Raw genomic sequence first — 16,098 nt, forward strand, 5'->3', positions numbered from 1 at the left:
CACCCCCATGCGTGCATCTTCCACAACGCCCGGTTATCGCTATGTCTCCGCCACGCCCTCGGGCCGGCGTTGGGCGCTGGCCGACCCGGCCGCACAGGTGTTGTACACGCCGCGCAGTGGGGTGGGGCCGCTGTGGCAACGCGTATTAAGCGCGGTGTTGATTGCGGTACTGGTGTGCGCGCCGCTCAAGCTCAGCTTTGATCAGATCAATGGCTTTACGCTGGGCTACAACAGCGCCGACGCCTCCCCGATCAGCGACCCGACCGCGCCCGTCCGCTTTCAGCCCGGCATCACGCAAACCAGCAACACCAGCAACCCGGTGCCGGTGGTCAACATTACGGCGCCCAACGCCAATGGCGTGTCGCTTAACCAGTACCAGCAATTCAATATCGACCCGGTGGGCTTGATTCTGAATAACGGTCTGAATGGCGGCGGCTCGCTGCTGGGCGGCGATGTGGCGGCCAACCCCAATTTCAACGGCCGCACGGCCAGCGTCATCATCAACCAGGTCAGCAACAGCGCCTTTGCATCGCGCCTGAATGGCACGCTCGAAGTCTTTGGCGATCGCGCCAATGTCATCATCGCCAACCCCAACGGCATTACCTGCGACGGTTGTTCGGTGGTTAACGTGCCGCGCCTGACGCTGACCACCGGCACGCCGCTGTGGCTGGACGCCCATGGCGCCAGCAGCGCCTTCGATCAGGCCAGCGCGGTGGGCTTTGATGTGCGCAGCGGTCGCGTCGATGTCTCCGGCCTCGGTTTGCAGGGCTCGCTGGACCGGCTGGATCTGATCGCCGAATCGGTCGGCATTGCGTCGAGCATCGAAGCCAACAGCCAGATCAATGTGGTTACCGGTCGCCAGCAAGTGCTGCCCACCGGCAATGACTTTGGCACGCAAAGCAACGGCCAGAGCAACACCGCCGCCGCCATCACCTCCACCGGCAATGGCTTTGCCGTGGACGCCACCGCCTTCGGCGCGATGACCGCAGGCCAGATCAAGATTATCGGCACCACGCAAGGCATGGGCGTGCGCGCCGATGCCGCGTTGGCCGCATCCAGCGGCGACCTGACCATCAGCGCCAATGGCGACATCAAACTCAGCCAGGCGTATGCCGCCAACAACGTTAACGCCAGCAGCAACGGCAATCTGACTGCCAGCGGCGACGTGCTGGGCTACACCGGCGTTACGCTGAGTGCAAGCGGGGATGTGGTCACCGATGGCGTATTGCAATCGGGCCAGAACCTGAGTGTGAGCGCGGGCCAGGCGCTGGCCACCCACGGTGCGGTGGCGGTGCTGGGCAATGCCACGCTGCAGGCGGGCGGCGCGGCCACGCACAGCGGCCAGGTGCAGGTAAACGGCACGCTGAACGAAACCACCGGTGGCGCGCTGAACTACAGCAACGGCGTGGCCAGCAATGGCGCCATGACGTTTACCAGCGGCGGCGCAGCGAGCCTGCAAAACGTCAGCACCGCCTCCACGTTGACGACCACCGCAGCGGGCGATGTCACGCTGCTGGGGCAGAATGTCGTCACCGGCGTAACGCAACTGCGCAGTACGCAAGGCAATGTGCAACTGGCAGGCAGCGTGCAGACCGGCAATAACGTTAGTCTGCAAGCGGCCCAGACCGTCAGTGTGCCGGGCAGCCTCAGCACCGTGGGCAATGTCAGTCTGACTGCGGCCAATATCGATCTGGCCGGTCAACTCAACACCAATCAAGACCTGAATGCCACCGCCAGCAACGCGTTGACCGCAGCAGGCACCGTCGCGGCGGGCGGCAACGCCACGCTGCAAGCGGGTGGCGCGCTCAGCATTGCGGGCAGTACCGCCGCACAGCAAAACATCAACGCCACCAGCGGCAGCGCCGATATCCACGGCGTGTTGATCGCGGGCCAGCAACTGGCGTTGCAAGCCACGCAAGGCAATCTGAATATCGATGGCGAAGCCGCTGCCTACGGCAATACCCAAGTCAGCGCGGCACAGAATCTGACCGGCGCGGGCGTGGTGTTGGGCAACAGCGGTTTGCAAGCCAGCACGCAACACGGTGCGATCAGCGTGGCAGGCCTGGAAACCGGGGGTGATCTCAACATTGCCGCCGCGCAGGCCATCAACAGCCAGGTGCTGCTGGCGCAAGGCAACGCCACGGTACGCAGCGGCGGGGCCACCACCATCAGCACCGCCACGCTGGTGGGCAATGTGCTGGATCTGCAAGCGCAAAGCGACATCACGCTGGCCGGCAAAACGTGGGTGGGCGGCAATGCCAGTATCAATTCGGGCAGCAACCTCTATACCTCCGGCACGCTGACGTTCCAGCAAGACGCGGCCTTGCGCGCTGCGGCGGCGATGACGCATGTGGATGGCCTGCAAACCGGCGGCAATCTTGGCCTGACTGCGGGTGGCGCACTGGCCACGGGCGGCAGCGTGTACACGGTGGGCAATGCCAGCCTTAACGTCGGCAGCGCGGCCTTGGGCACGCTGTTGACGCAAGGCAATCTGCAGCTGACCAGCTTGGGCGACAGCACGCTGGCGGGCACGACCGTCACTTTGGGCCGCACCGATTTGCAGGCAACGCAAGGCAGCATCGCCGTTACCGGTAACCTGAGCGGCCAGCAAGCCATCAGCGTGAACGCAGGCACCGATGTGTCGATCAGCGGCGCGGGCCAGGCAGGCGCCACACTGGCGATCAACGCCGCGCACAACGTCAACCTGAGCAACACGCTGGGCGTCAACCAGACGCTGACCGTCAACGCCGGCAACGCGTTAAACACCAGCGGCCAGACGCTCAGTGGCGGTGATACCACATTGCAAGCGCAAGGCAATCTGAACCTGGGCGGCAGCGTACAAGCCAACGGCCTGTTGCAGGCCGGCGCCGCCAATACGCTAACGGTGACTGGCGCGGCACTGGGCAATACCAGTGCCACGCTGGATGCCAACGCACTCAACATCAGCGGCAGCGCCGCAGCAGTGGGCGCGCTGGATCTGCACGGCGCGCAAAGCGTGGATCTGCAAGGCAGCGCCGCCGCCGGTACCACGCTGGCGGTGCGCGGTGGCGCGCTCAATATTGATGGCGCGGTGTCCAGCGCCGATAACCTGAGTGTCACCGCCGACCACGCCCTCAGCGGCCACGGCAGCCTGACCAGCCAGCAAGATGTAGCGCTGGTTGCGCAAAGCACCGCGTTTGGCGGCGCCACCCAGGCCAAAGGCGATCTGCGCGCCACAACCACCGGCGCGATGGCGCTGGGGAATCTGGCTATCGGCGGCAACGCCAACCTGAATGCCGGTACTTCGGCCGACCTGCAAGCGCTGTCGGTGGCGGGGCAATGGCAACTGCAAACGTCCGGCAACACAACGGTGTACGGCGCAGTGGCCATCGGCCAGGGCGCGCAATGGACCAGCGCCGATTTGCTGTTGGCGCAAGGCGGCGTGTTTAACCAGAACCTGAATATCAGCAGCAACGGCAACTTCAGCAGCCTGGGCGATCTGGCCATCCTTGGCGGCGATCTGCTCGCCACCGCCAACGCCATCCATCTGGCCGGCACGGTCACCGTGCTGGGCAATGCCCAGTTGCAAGCCGCGCAAAGCCTGCTGCTGAACCAAGGCCTGCTGGCCAGCGGCAATGTGCAACTGAACGCCGCGAGCCTGCAGGCCGATGGCGCGCTGCAAGCGCAAGGCGCGCTAACCGGCATTAGCAGCGGCAACATGGCGCTGAACCAGGGCGCATCCACGGGCGGCGTGTTAACGCTGCACAGCGGCGGCGACATGAGCAGCCAAGGCGCGCTTACCGCAGTGGCTGGCGCGGCGCTGAGCGCCGACGGCAATATGACGCACAGCGGCGCGTTGCAAAGCGGCGGCGCACTGACCGCAACGGCAGGCCAGGCCTTGGCGCTGACCGGTTCCACCTATGCCAACCAGGCCATCGACCTGAGCGCCGGCACCACGCTGGCGGCCAGCAATCTGCAAGGCCAGACCACGCTGACCACGCATAGCGGTGGCGACCAGATTCTGAGCGGGCAGAGCGCCATCGTCGGCGACGCCACGCTGCACAGCCAGGCCAGCCTGAACCAGAACGGCACGCTGGCCAGCAACGGCGCGCTGCAAGCCACCGCTGCACAAAACATCAATATCAACGGCAGCGTGTACGCCAACCAGAACGCCACGCTGACCACCCAAAATGGTGATCTGAGCGTGGCGGGCCAGCTGGCCGCCAGCCAGACCAGTCTGAACGCGGCGCGCGACCTGGCGCTAAATGGCGCTGTCGTCGCCAACGGCGATCTGAACGCGACGGCGGGCCGCAACGCCAGCGTCGGCGGCACGCTGGTGGCGCAACACAATCTGGGCGTTAGCACGGGCGGCGATCTGAGCCTGACCGGCGCAGCGGGTGCGAACGGCACATTGGCCCTGCAAGCGGGCGGTGAGCTGAGCAGCAATGGCAACCTGAGCAGCGGCCAAAACTTTGCCATGACGCTGGCCGGCCATGATCAGGTCAGCATCGGCGGCACGGTGGTGTCGGGCGATAGTCTGACCATCAGCTCGGCGACGGCGGGCCTGGCCTTGCTGGGCAATCTCGGCGCCAACAGCGACCTGATCGCCACGGCCGCCAGCGGCCTGAGCACCGCAGGCGTACTCAGCGCCAACCACGCGCTGACGCTGTCCACCACGCAAGGCACCGCTACGCTGGGCGGCACGCTGCAGTCAGGCGCGGCGCTGCAAGCCACGTCGGGCGGCAATATCGCGCTGACAGGCACCGTGCTGAGCAACACCAGCGCCACGCTGGATGCGGCAGGGCAACTGAGCAGTAGCGCGGCCAGCACGCTGACCGCCGTGCAAAACGTCAGCCTTAGCGCCGGCAGCATGGCGCTGACGGGCCAGACCGGCGCAGGCCAGGATGTAACGCTGCAAACCCGCAGCGGCACTCTGGCAGTGGATGGCACGGTGATTGCCAATCATGACCTGAACGTAACCAGCGCAGCGCAACTGAGCGGCGCGGGCAACCTTAACGCCAATAACGATCTGCAATTGCAGACCGCCAACGCCGCCTACAGTGGCACGCTGAGCGCCGGCCACGCGCTGACCGCAACGGCCACGCAGCAGCTGGGCCTGGGCAGCATCGTCAACACCACCGACGCGCAACTGACCGCGGGCAGCGGCATCAGCCTGAGCGGTATCAGCAAAATCGCGGGCGCTTTCAGCGCGCAAACGGGCGGCGACTTTGCCAGCGCCGGTAACGTGATGGCCAAAAGCGCGGACGTGACTGCGCAAGGCATCCGCTTTGCCGATGGCCTGGTCACGCAAGACAGCATCAATCTGAACGCGGCCGGGGCATGGACCGGCGCGGGCGATATCATCGCCGGCACCGCGCTGACCGCGCACGCCGACAGCATCAACCTGGCGGGCAACACCGCCGCGCTGGCGGGCGATGGCAACATCACCAGCCGCGGCGATGCGCAGTTTGGCCAGAGTGTGGTGTTCAACGGCGTGGCGCAACTGAGCAGCACGCAAGGCAAGCTGGGTATCGGCGGCGATCTGCAATATCAGCAGACCGCCACGCTGACCTCGGCCAACGACATGACCATTGTCGGCACCGTGCACGGCCCGCGCGATCTGACCGCAACCAGCGGCGGCGCATTGACGGTAGGCGGCGTGCTGGACGTGGCCGCCAACACCACGCTGAACGCACAACGCACGCTGAGCGTAAACAGCGCCACCCTGGGCGCAGGCGCGGCCAACTGGACTTCGCAACAAAACATCATCGCGGGCGCCGTGGGCGCGGATAGCGTCAACCTGCACGCGGGCACCGGTATTGCGCTGAATGGCGAACTCGACGCCGCGCATGCTGCCGTGCTGAACGCGGGCAGCGGCAATCTGCAAACCGCCGCCATCAATGTGACCACCGGCGCGCTGCAAGAACAGGCGGGCGGCAATATCGTGCACAGCGGCGATGTGATTGTCGCGGGCGACGTCTCGGCCAGCGCGGGCAATGCATTTACCAGCCAGGCACGCCTGGGCAGCGGCGGCAACATGACGCTGACCAGCACCAACGCGCTGAACCTGCTCGACATGGTTGGCGTGGTGGGCAACGCCAACTATCGCTCGACGGCGGGCGATATCGTCAGCCAGACCTCGCTGAATGTGCTGGGCACTACCACCCTTAACGCGGCGGGCAATCTCAGCCTGTATGGCGCAACGCAATTGCTGGAAGGCGTGGCGGCGGGGCAGATTGCCACCTCGACCACGCAGTTGACCGCAGGTGGCAGCGTTAACACCCAGGGCGCGTTTGAAACCGCCGGCGGCCTGAACATCCAGGCAGGCAGCAGCAACCTCAATGGCACGCTGCAAGCGGGCCAGAGCCTGAACGTGACCACCCACAATGGCACGCTGACCAACAACGCCGCGCTCACCGCCGCCAATATCGCGCTGACTTCGAGCGGCGCTATGGCTGGCAGTGGCAGCAGTGACACTGCGGGCACGTTAACGCTGAGTGCGCAGGGCGACCTGAGCCAGACCGGCACGCAATCCGCCACCGGCCAACTTAACGCCAGCGGCGCGAATGTCACGCTGGGCAAGACGCTGTCGCGCCAGGCAGGCGTGAGCATCACCGGCAGCGGCAATGTGGTGTTTAACAACACGCTGGGCGCACAAGGCAATGTGGTGGTGCGCGCGGGCCATAACCTGACCGTGCAAAGCGACGCCGGTAGTACCGAAGGCCAACTGAACCTGACCGCCAGCAATGGCGGCATCAGTACCGGCGCCACCTTGTTCGGCGGCCAGAGCGTTACCCTTAACGCCAGCGGCGCAACCACGTTGGCGCAAGGCGCGGGCAGTGGCGGCGCGTTGACACTGACGACAGGCTCGCTGCTTAACCACGGCCAACTGAACGCGGCCGGGACGCTTAACGTGGCGGCCAGCGGCGACGTTGATCTGGGTGACCTGATTGCAGGCAGCAGCGCCATGGTGAGCGGCCGCAATATCACCACGCATTTGCTCAGCACCGCGGGCGATCTGACTGTGTACGCGGGTAACAATCTCACGTTGCTGAATGGCAGCGTGGTTAACGACAGCACCACGCAACAACTGGTGAGAGGCAACGCCACGCTCAACGCCGCAGGCAACGTCAGCAACAGCGGCACGTTGGCCATCGGCGGCAGCCTGAATGAGAACGCGGCCACGCTGACCAATAACAGCGGCGCGCTGATCATCGCAGGCGGCGACGCCACGTTGGTGAACAACGCCGTGGCCAACCACGGCAGCATCAACAGCAACAACCTGACCGTCACCGCCAACACGCTGGATAACAGCAGCGGCGTGCTCAGTTCTCGCGCCAACAGTAGCTATAACGTCAACGCGCTGACCTCAAACGCGGGCGGCAATATCGGCGCCACCGGCGCGCTGACCTTTAATAGCGGCAATGCCACTACCGCCGTGCAGAACGCCATGAACGGCGCAGCCAGCCAGGCGAGCGCCCATGGCGCGCAAGCCAATGTGATTGCCCCGGTGGCGACGGTAGCCACGGGCTTTAATAACCAGGGTGGCGTGATAGGCGCACTGGGCAATGTCACGCTAGGCCTGCAGGGTCTGGACCTGTATACGTCCGCGCTGGGCATGGTTGGCAACGCGGTGGACGCCAATGGCAACCAGATCGGCAGCCTGACCATCAACGCGGCGTCGTTTAACCGCAATAGCGACTGGGTGGCCGGCAGCAACACCACCACGCTGAATGTCGGCAGCTTTAGCAACAGCAGCACCGACGCGGCCTCGATCGGCAATGTGTTTAACGTTAACGCCAGCGGCGGCATCAGCAACACCGGCACGTTGGCCGCGGGCAACCTTAATCTGAGCGGCAACGGCTTTAACAACAGCGGGACTGTGCAAGCTACGCAGGCGCTGAACGTGGATGCGCGCGGCGGCAGCGTGGTTAACCAGGCGGGCGCGATGCTGGCCAGCCAGGGCACGCTAAACATCAACAACAGCAACTATCTGCGCAACGCGGGCCTGATCCAGGCGGTGGGCGCGACAACGCTGAACACCACGGGCACGCTGGATAACTCCGGCAGCGGCGTGATCAATACGTCTTGCAGCGGTTGTTACGGCGTGCTGACGTTGAATGAAGGCACGTTAAACAACACCAACGGCGGCAAGGTTTCGGGCGGTGGCGGGCTGGTGGTTAACGGCGGCGATCTGGACAACAGCTTTGGCACGCTGCAGAACACTGCCGGCAGCATGACCATCAATATGGCTGGCCATACGCTGACCAATAGCTCGGGCACCATTGCCTCGGCCGGGGCGATGACCATCACGGCTGCGCAGATCACCAACGCTGCGTCGAACCCGACCACCACCACGACGACGACCACCAGCACTGAGTACGACCCGACGCTGCTGGGCGGCATTTTGCTGGCCACCTATCAGACCACCAACCCGGAATACATCTCTTGCTCCACCTCGGCCATCGGCTGCGCGGGCGTGCTGCAATATGTGACGACCAAGCTGTACCTGTCGCAGGTGAACCCGAACTACAGCAACGGCACCGTGGGCTATGTGGGCAGCACCAGCCAGGTGTGGCAAGGCCAACCGGGCAGTGCGCATGGCGAAAACGTCAATGTGTATCAGCTAAACCCGGGCAGCGGCAGCTATGTCTTTGCCCTGCCCACCGTGGATGTCACCACCACCTCGCAAACCAATGTGGGCGGCACCACCGGCGTGATCACCAGCGGCGGCGACATGACGCTGAATGCGTATGTTGATAACAAGTTTGGCACCATCACGTCGGGCGGCAACCTGACCGTTAACGGTGACCTGAACAACGAAGAAGGCCCCGCGCTCAATTACACCGTGACTCGCCAGGTGGACCAGGCGTCGTTGCAGGCGTTTGTCGATGCCTACAACAACCAGACCACTGCGGGTGCGCAGGCGGTGCATGGCCAGGCGGGCATGTACTACAGCGTCACCGAGCCTGCCGCAGTCACCACCACGGGCCAGTCGGCAGGCGCGAAAGGCCTGGTGGGCGCCAGCCAGAACATGACCGTGAACGGCCAGCTTAAAAACAGCGGCAATATCGTCGTTGGCGGCAACCTTACCGTGGTGGGCAGCAGCTTTAGCAATAGCGGCTACTACGTGCCCACGCTGACCACTACGGCCGGTTGCGTTAAAGGCGCCAAAACCTGCAAAGGCGAAGTCGACGCGCGGGTGCAGAGCTTTAGCTACGACGAAGACCGCGCCAACATCACCGTCGGCGGCAACATCAGCATTACCGCAGGCACCGTCGACAACAGCCACGCCAACATCAACGCGCTGGGCAATGTGGCGATCAACACCACCGGCACGTTGACCAATACGTCCGGCACCATCGCGGCCATCGGCGGTGATGTGATCATCAATGCGGGCAAGGTGATCAACCAGGTGGAAGCGCCGGTCAGCACGCACGTCAGCTACGGCAATACCGACCCGATTGGTGGCTGCAACCCTGGTGGCACGTACAAAGACAGCCATTGTTCGGCCGATATTCTTAACGCCGCAGGCGACCCCGCGCTGATCCAGGCGGGCCATAACCTGAGCATCAGCGGCGGCAGCCTGGCCAATATCGGCAGCACCATCACCGCCGGCAACAACGCCAACCTGAACATCACCGGCGACGTGCTGAACCAGACCGTGATGCTGACCGAACAATGGCGTGGCCAGTGGGTGGAGCAGACCAGCTGGTTCAGCAAGGACCGCACGCACGACACCTACGGCACCATTGTGCAGGGCACGCAGGATGCGGTGATCAGCGCGGGCAACGCGCTGACGGTGAGCGGCCAGACCGTTACCAACAGCGGCGCGCTGAGCGCCAATACCATCAAGGTGAACGCCGACAAACTGTTGAACGGCCTGACCGACAACCACACACCGACGCCGGCCACCACCGTGCCCGGTCAGGTGATCTCGCTGGCTGCGGGCGGCACGCCGGTGGTGCAGCATGGCGTAACGGTAAACAAGGTCGCGCCCGATGTGGCCACGGTGATCACCTCGCAGATCGCCGCCGCCACCGGGGCCAGCAGTGCCGGGACTACACCGGCCGCAACGACGGGCGCGAGCGCCGGCCCGGACATCAGCTATCTGAAGCACAACGCCGGCGATGACTTGCTGAGCGGCCTGAGCCCGGCCGATCTGGTCAACAACCTGCCCGCCAACCTGAAGCCCGATACCGGCGTGCAGTTCTACGCCGATCCGGTCATCGAACAGCAACTGCTGACGCAAGCGGCGCTGCAACAGACCGGCCAGGCGTACTTTGTGAATGGCCTGAGCTACGACGACCAGACCAAGGCCTCGGTCGCCGACCAGCAAAAAGGCATCCTCTACAGCAACGCCATCAGCTGGGCCGAACAGAACCAGGTGCAACTGGGCACGGCGCTAAGCGCTGACCAGATTGCCGGCCTGACCGCGCCGATGCTGTGGTACGTGGAAGAAGCCATCCCCGACCCGGCCTGCACCGGCCTGCCCAGCTGCGGCACCGTCACCGTGCTGATGCCGCAGGTTTATCTACCCACCGCCGACCAGGCCGCGCTGGCCAAACAAGAAGGCGGCAGCATCAGCGGCAACGCCGTGACCATCGCGGGCCTGAACGGCGGCAAGGCCAGCAGCGTCACTAACACCGGCAGCATCACCGGCGTGACGTCACTCAATATCGACACGCAAAGCCTGACCAACCAGGCGCGCAGCGTGGATATCGGCGTTTCCACCACGCAAGTCTCGGGCGGCTGGGTGCAGACGTCGGGTACGCAGGTGCAACCAGGCGGGTTTATCACCAGCGCCAATCTGAACGTGACGGCCGATACCGTGCAAAGCATCGGCGGCGCGTTTCAGGTGCTGAACGCCAGCGGCCAGATCGACCCCGCAGCCAGCGCGCAGTTTGTGCAGGACCTTGGGGCAAAGCTGGGGATCAACTATTCGTCGACGGCGGTCAGTGACGATATTCACCAGGACTTTATCAAGGACAGTTCCGAGCCGGGCATGGTCGTCACGATGGTGGCGGCGATTGCGATCTCGGTCGCTACCTACGGCGCTGCGAGCGGCGCGATGGCGGGTTTGCTGGGCAGCGAAGTGGCTGGCTCGATTGCCACGGCGGGCCTGGCCGGTATGGCGTCCAGCGCCGGCTCACAGCTGATTGCCACGGGTTCGCTTGATTTCGGCTCGGTGCTGAAGGCAGGTGCGACCTCGATGCTGACGGCAGGCCTGACGCAGGGCCTGAGTGTCGGTAGCGTAACCGGCACCGGTCTGAGCAGTCTGGGCACCAATATCGTTAACGGCGCTGAGCGGGCGCTGATCAGCGCGGGCGTCAGCACCGCCATCAATGGCGGCAGCTTTGGTACGGCCTTTGCCAGCGGCATGATCGGCAACCTGGGCGCAACGCTGAACGGCCAGATCGGCGACGCGTTTGGTCTGCAGGACACCGGGTTTGGCACGCTGACGGGCACCGAATACGAGATCGCGCACGCGGCTTTGGGCTGCGCGATGGGGGCGCTGGCGGGTGGTAGTTGTGCGGCGGGGGCGATTGGGGGCGCGGCGACCGCAGTGGCGGGAAACTATATCGACAACCAGTTCCGCAATGCTGACGGCACCATCAATAAGCCACTGGCGATCATGGCCGACACCGGGGTGGCCGCTGTGCTGGCCACGCTGGCGGGCCAGGATCCTTCCACCGCGTTGAGCCAGGCGCAGAGCGCCCTTGAAAACAACGACTGGCTGCACGATGCCAGTAACTACGTAAACAAGAATGTTGATGTTCGTCTAAATGGCCAGTCCATCACTGTTTCCGACGCGGATGGCGTCAAACACGACCTGATCGCGCAGGTTGTACCGGATCGTTCTACCGAAGGCGCAGGTACTGATGGTGCTGGAGCCACAGCGCCCAAAGATACGTTTGTCGGTGCGGCAGCAGGGAACAGCGCTGGCTGGACTGTCGATACGGCCAGTCACACCGACAGCACGTCAGCCGGATCAACGGCAGGTGGCGATGCCTTGGGCATGCTGGACAAAACCCAGATCGCTATTGGCGACGTGATCGGCGGCACCATCGACTGGACCCGGACCAGTGTCACCAACGTGGATAACTGGCTGGGCGACGGGTTTGCACAAAACCTGTTCAATTACGGGGTAGGCGCGACGGGCGTTGCAGTGGACGCCGGGGCGGAAACACTCAAAAACGTGTACGACCTGGGCCAGGTGGGTGTTGCGCTCGCCACCAACGATCCAGCCAGGTTCCAGCCTGTCAGCGCGATCGGCACTGCGGCGTCGAATGGCGCGAGTACCGGTGACATCTTTACCAGCGTCGTTAAAAACACGGCGGACAGCGTAGCGCGCATACCGCAGGACTTTATAAGCGGCGATTACACCACGCTCGGCAACGATGTCATGACGGCGGCACTGACTTATGACGCGCTCGAAGGCGCTGGGAAGAGCGGGTTGGCGTTGGGTGGGAAGACGTCGACCGCAGTTTCCGACATGTTTGGCAATGGCCCGACAACCACATCGGGCACGGTCAACTCATCCGGCACGACGATCGGGACGATGGTTGATAGCAAGCCTGCGACAAGTGACGTGGCAAACGGTGGCAGAGTGGCGGGGAATGGAGACGGCGTATTCGCCAGTTCCATAAAGGGGGAGTACACAGATACTAAAGAGTCGATAGGCCAGTTGCAGGATTACTCATGCGCGGCAGCAAGTTGCAAGATGGCGGCAAATCTGGATGTGCCCGAAGCATGGGTTCGCATCGCGATTCAAACTGGCAGCGACGGCACTTCTATAGCAAATATCCCTAAGGGGTTGAGCGATCTTGGATTTAGTGGCTCTGCCAACTATTCCGAGACGCTGACCGGTGCATCGATTGCGGAGGCCACTGAAGGCGGCGCGTCGGTTATCGTGAACGTCAAGGCCGGTGACGGTGTTCATGCGATAGTCGTAGATTCTATTAAAAATGGCATGGCCAATATCCGGGATCCGTGGCCCAAGGGAGTCGGATCAAGTTACGCCATACCAATTGAAATTCTGGATAGCGTAATGACTGGGAAAGGCGTTTACGTAAAGAACTAAGAATTATAGAGGCGAAATGATGCAGCGAATTTGTGATCTTTATTTGAGTGAGTTGGTCGGTCCAGATCTGTTAAAGGATGTGCGCTTCGTCGATAGTGCTTTCATATTAGGCGAAAAAGCCGTGTCTGGTTATCTCGGCCTAAATGCTCCTCGGCTCAAGCTTATTCCGCTTGTTGTTTCGCTCAGAAAAAAGAGAGTTTCTTGCTATAGCGTTCCTATTGAATATCGTGATTGTGCATCTATTACTGAGCAGTATGCACTTTCGATAGCTCAACATAGCGTTGAGCGGCAGAACTGTGTCAAGGTCGGGACCAATCCTTTGGGTGCCGGAGCCCCCCCGAATGTCTGGTCTTTCAGCGTTGCCGGTTTCGAAGACGCAGGCCGGGTAGCAGGGCGTATGATCATGATCGATCGCGTGGATGGGCATGTGTGGGGCTACGAGGAATATGAAGAGTATATGTACGATTACAATAACCTCTATTAAACGGTGCTCCGCAGAGCATTGATTTTTGCATTGGAACTGCCCGCCTGCAGTGTACCCGTGAGCTTAAAGGAGGTTACAGGTGACGGCATGGTTGCGCTCAAGCGAAACACTGGTAAAGCGTCTGTTCAGATGACGGAAGATGATCAATCTGGCACGCCAACCGGGCGGGGTGGATTCGGTCGTAATATACAATTCCATTCCTGAAGGATTTGGTTATGATTGGCTGAAGGCTTATCTGAATGAATAATCTCGAAACTCTATACAGTCTTCGCGGGATCTCTAATGCGGGAATGCGAAAGCTATCCGGTGCTCATTTTGATCGCGAAAGGATCGAAACCTTTTTAGTTGGTCCCGGCCGCCCTCCGGAATCGACAGTTATTATTGAGAATTGCACTTTCACTCAATGCGTAATAGACGGCGTATTTCTAATTGCGCCCGGCACGTTGGTTTCCAATACGATCTTTGATCGGGTCCGTTCTGCAGATTCTATGACTATTAGTTCAGAAGCGATCCTTAGCGAAGTAGTTGTCAAAGGTGGTCGAACTAGCACGGGCTTGTGGGTTAAGCCTTGGCAGTTCAATGATGTCAAAGATGGAGAGGCCGTTAGACGATGGGCTGAGTCGACAAGAGACATTATTCCGCTAATGTTGGATTTTTATGAATTTGAGGGAAAGCACGTTGAGGTCTTGGGGTTACCTCTTCGCAAACTAAGGTGGAATCCTGAAAGACACGTCGGCTTGACTACTGAGCGCTTTAGCAATTTTGCGTGGGATGCAGCTCAATTTCCCCGCGATAGTTTCTGGAGGCTCTGCGTTAAACGGCTTCAAACCTTCAAAGTTTCGGAAGGCGTCTTCGCATTGCCGCGCGCAAACGATAAGCGGTACGAGCAAGCGATGAGAGAAATGTCGGTTCTCGCTCAGGCAGGGCTTTTCGATTGACCCGAAGATAAACCGATTGAACGATAATCGCGATCGGGCAAGGCCGTCACTAACAGCGGTGCGCGGAGCGCCAATACCATCAAGGTCAGTACCTAAAAACGGAGGCTGAATTGAGTTCGCTCACTGAGTCGAAATTGCCGCCCGGTTATCAGTGGATGTCAGATCGTGCGCTTGTTGGTTTTGAACCTCACACGCAGCTGCAGCCGTGGCACTACTTGCCAGCGGAACAATGTTTTTTCGCGACTGAGAGATGGCCGGGGGTTTCGGAAAAGAAACTGTTGGCATTCGCTAGACGGCAAGACTGCGATGATTTGGCATGCTTTATTGTCGATGAAAATGGAGTAGTTAATGGAGTTGCATTGATTCATACATGGACGCCCGGCGGATTTGAGCTGGTCGCAGAATTTCCAGATTTTTGGACATGGATAAAACATGTGATAGACGATATTGCGGATTGGATGAGTACTTCAGATGTGACCTAAGTCTTTTGATCGAGAAGGCGGCTTAACCAGACCGTAATGCTGACCGAACAATGGCGCGGCCAGTGGGTGGAGCAGACCAGCTGGTTTAGCAAAGACCGCTCGCACGACACGTTCGGCACCATCGTGCAGGGCACGCAAGACGCAGTGATCAGCGCCGGCAACGCGCTGACGGTGACGGGCCAGACCGTTACCAACAGTGGCGCGCTGAGCGCCAATACCATCAAGGTCAATACCGACAAACTGTTGAACTTAGGAGTTGTGGATGTCCTTGGATAAACAGGCGCTGTTATCGAAACGGAAAGAAAATTTCCCTAATTTTTTTGATGAATTGCTAACGGCGCTGGTGGATTTTGTAGGGAAGCTGGGTATTCGTCCCGCGCACGAGGTATTAAAAAATGCCGTGCAATTCGGGCCGTACGTTGATGACGCCCTTAGGGATATGGAAATAAAATCCGAAGAAGATAAAATATGGGTTCTGCAAAGGATCGGATATTTTATAGGGGAGTATTTTGTCCAAAAGTTCGGCGGCGCTTGGTATATCAATGAAATAACGGGCTCCCGCTATTTCGCCAGATACGTTGTGGGGCAATTCGCTGGATTTGGTGGTACGACGATGCTGGACCCATTTGATGTCGCGCATGTCTATGTGAATTCGCCTGCACCCCGCCATCTTATCAGTTTGCTAGCAGAAGTAGAAAAGGAGCTAAACGAGACCTTGAGTAACGGCAAGCCTTAAAGTTGCCGTTAATTACATGGATTTTGAACGCCTATTTCCAATATCTTGAATCAAGGCGTGGTGAACAATATAAATATTAAAACTATAACGGGGTGGATCACGCTAACGCGATCCACGCTGGCAACGGCGGGTAAATCGTAATGAGAAGCTCATCTGTGGCCATGAATGTGCAACCGGTATTTGAGGAAGTCGAGCATGCTCTATTTGATGGATTTCGCAGTTTCGGCTTGACGTCCCCAAATATGAATTAACGGCATGCGGCCTTTCATCTGTACCGCAGATATATGTTTATGGGAACGGTGAAGATAGTGGGCATGGGTGATTTTTTATAAAGACCAGTATGATGTTTTTGGTGTAGCACGTGCGTTTATTTGTGACATCCAGAGTCGCGATGA

General features: G+C 60.9%; 6 protein-coding genes. All 6 read left to right on the top strand.

The window, feature by feature from the left end; genetic code table 11:
• Positions 1-7 precede the first annotated feature (7 nt).
• The 6 genes from WG78_RS11790 (at position 8) to WG78_RS11805 (ending at position 15,703) form a co-directional block, all read left to right on the top strand.
• On the top strand, positions 8-13,063 hold the full coding sequence (locus tag WG78_RS11790; RefSeq protein WP_053938032.1) for a beta strand repeat-containing protein: 13,056 nt from the start codon (positions 8-10) through the stop codon (positions 13,061-13,063).
• 16 nt (positions 13,064-13,079) lie between these two features.
• Positions 13,080-13,547, top strand: coding sequence for a hypothetical protein (locus WG78_RS22420; RefSeq protein ID WP_152969168.1), 468 nt, complete (start codon positions 13,080-13,082; stop codon positions 13,545-13,547).
• 239 nt (positions 13,548-13,786) lie between these two features.
• Positions 13,787-14,485, top strand: a complete 699-nt coding sequence (locus WG78_RS22425; protein ID WP_152969169.1) for a hypothetical protein — start codon at positions 13,787-13,789, stop codon at positions 14,483-14,485.
• A gap of 110 nt (positions 14,486-14,595) precedes the next feature.
• Entirely contained in the window at positions 14,596-14,967 is a 372-nt protein-coding gene (locus WG78_RS22430; protein WP_152969170.1) for a hypothetical protein, read from the top strand.
• Between the two features lie 36 nt (positions 14,968-15,003).
• The gene (locus tag WG78_RS11800; RefSeq protein WP_053938034.1) at positions 15,004-15,243 is read left to right on the top strand and encodes a hypothetical protein; all 240 of its coding nucleotides are present in this window, start codon (positions 15,004-15,006) and stop codon (positions 15,241-15,243) included.
• A complete protein-coding gene (locus WG78_RS11805; protein ID WP_053938035.1) occupies positions 15,230-15,703 on the top strand; it encodes a hypothetical protein in 474 nt (157 codons plus the stop codon). The genes WG78_RS11800 and WG78_RS11805 overlap by 14 nt, the downstream gene beginning before the upstream one ends.
• The last annotated feature ends 395 nt before the right edge of the window (positions 15,704-16,098 follow it).

Origin of the sequence: Amantichitinum ursilacus (assembly GCF_001294205.1) — a bacterium.
Classification (GTDB): domain Bacteria; phylum Pseudomonadota; class Gammaproteobacteria; order Burkholderiales; family Chitinibacteraceae; genus Amantichitinum; species Amantichitinum ursilacus.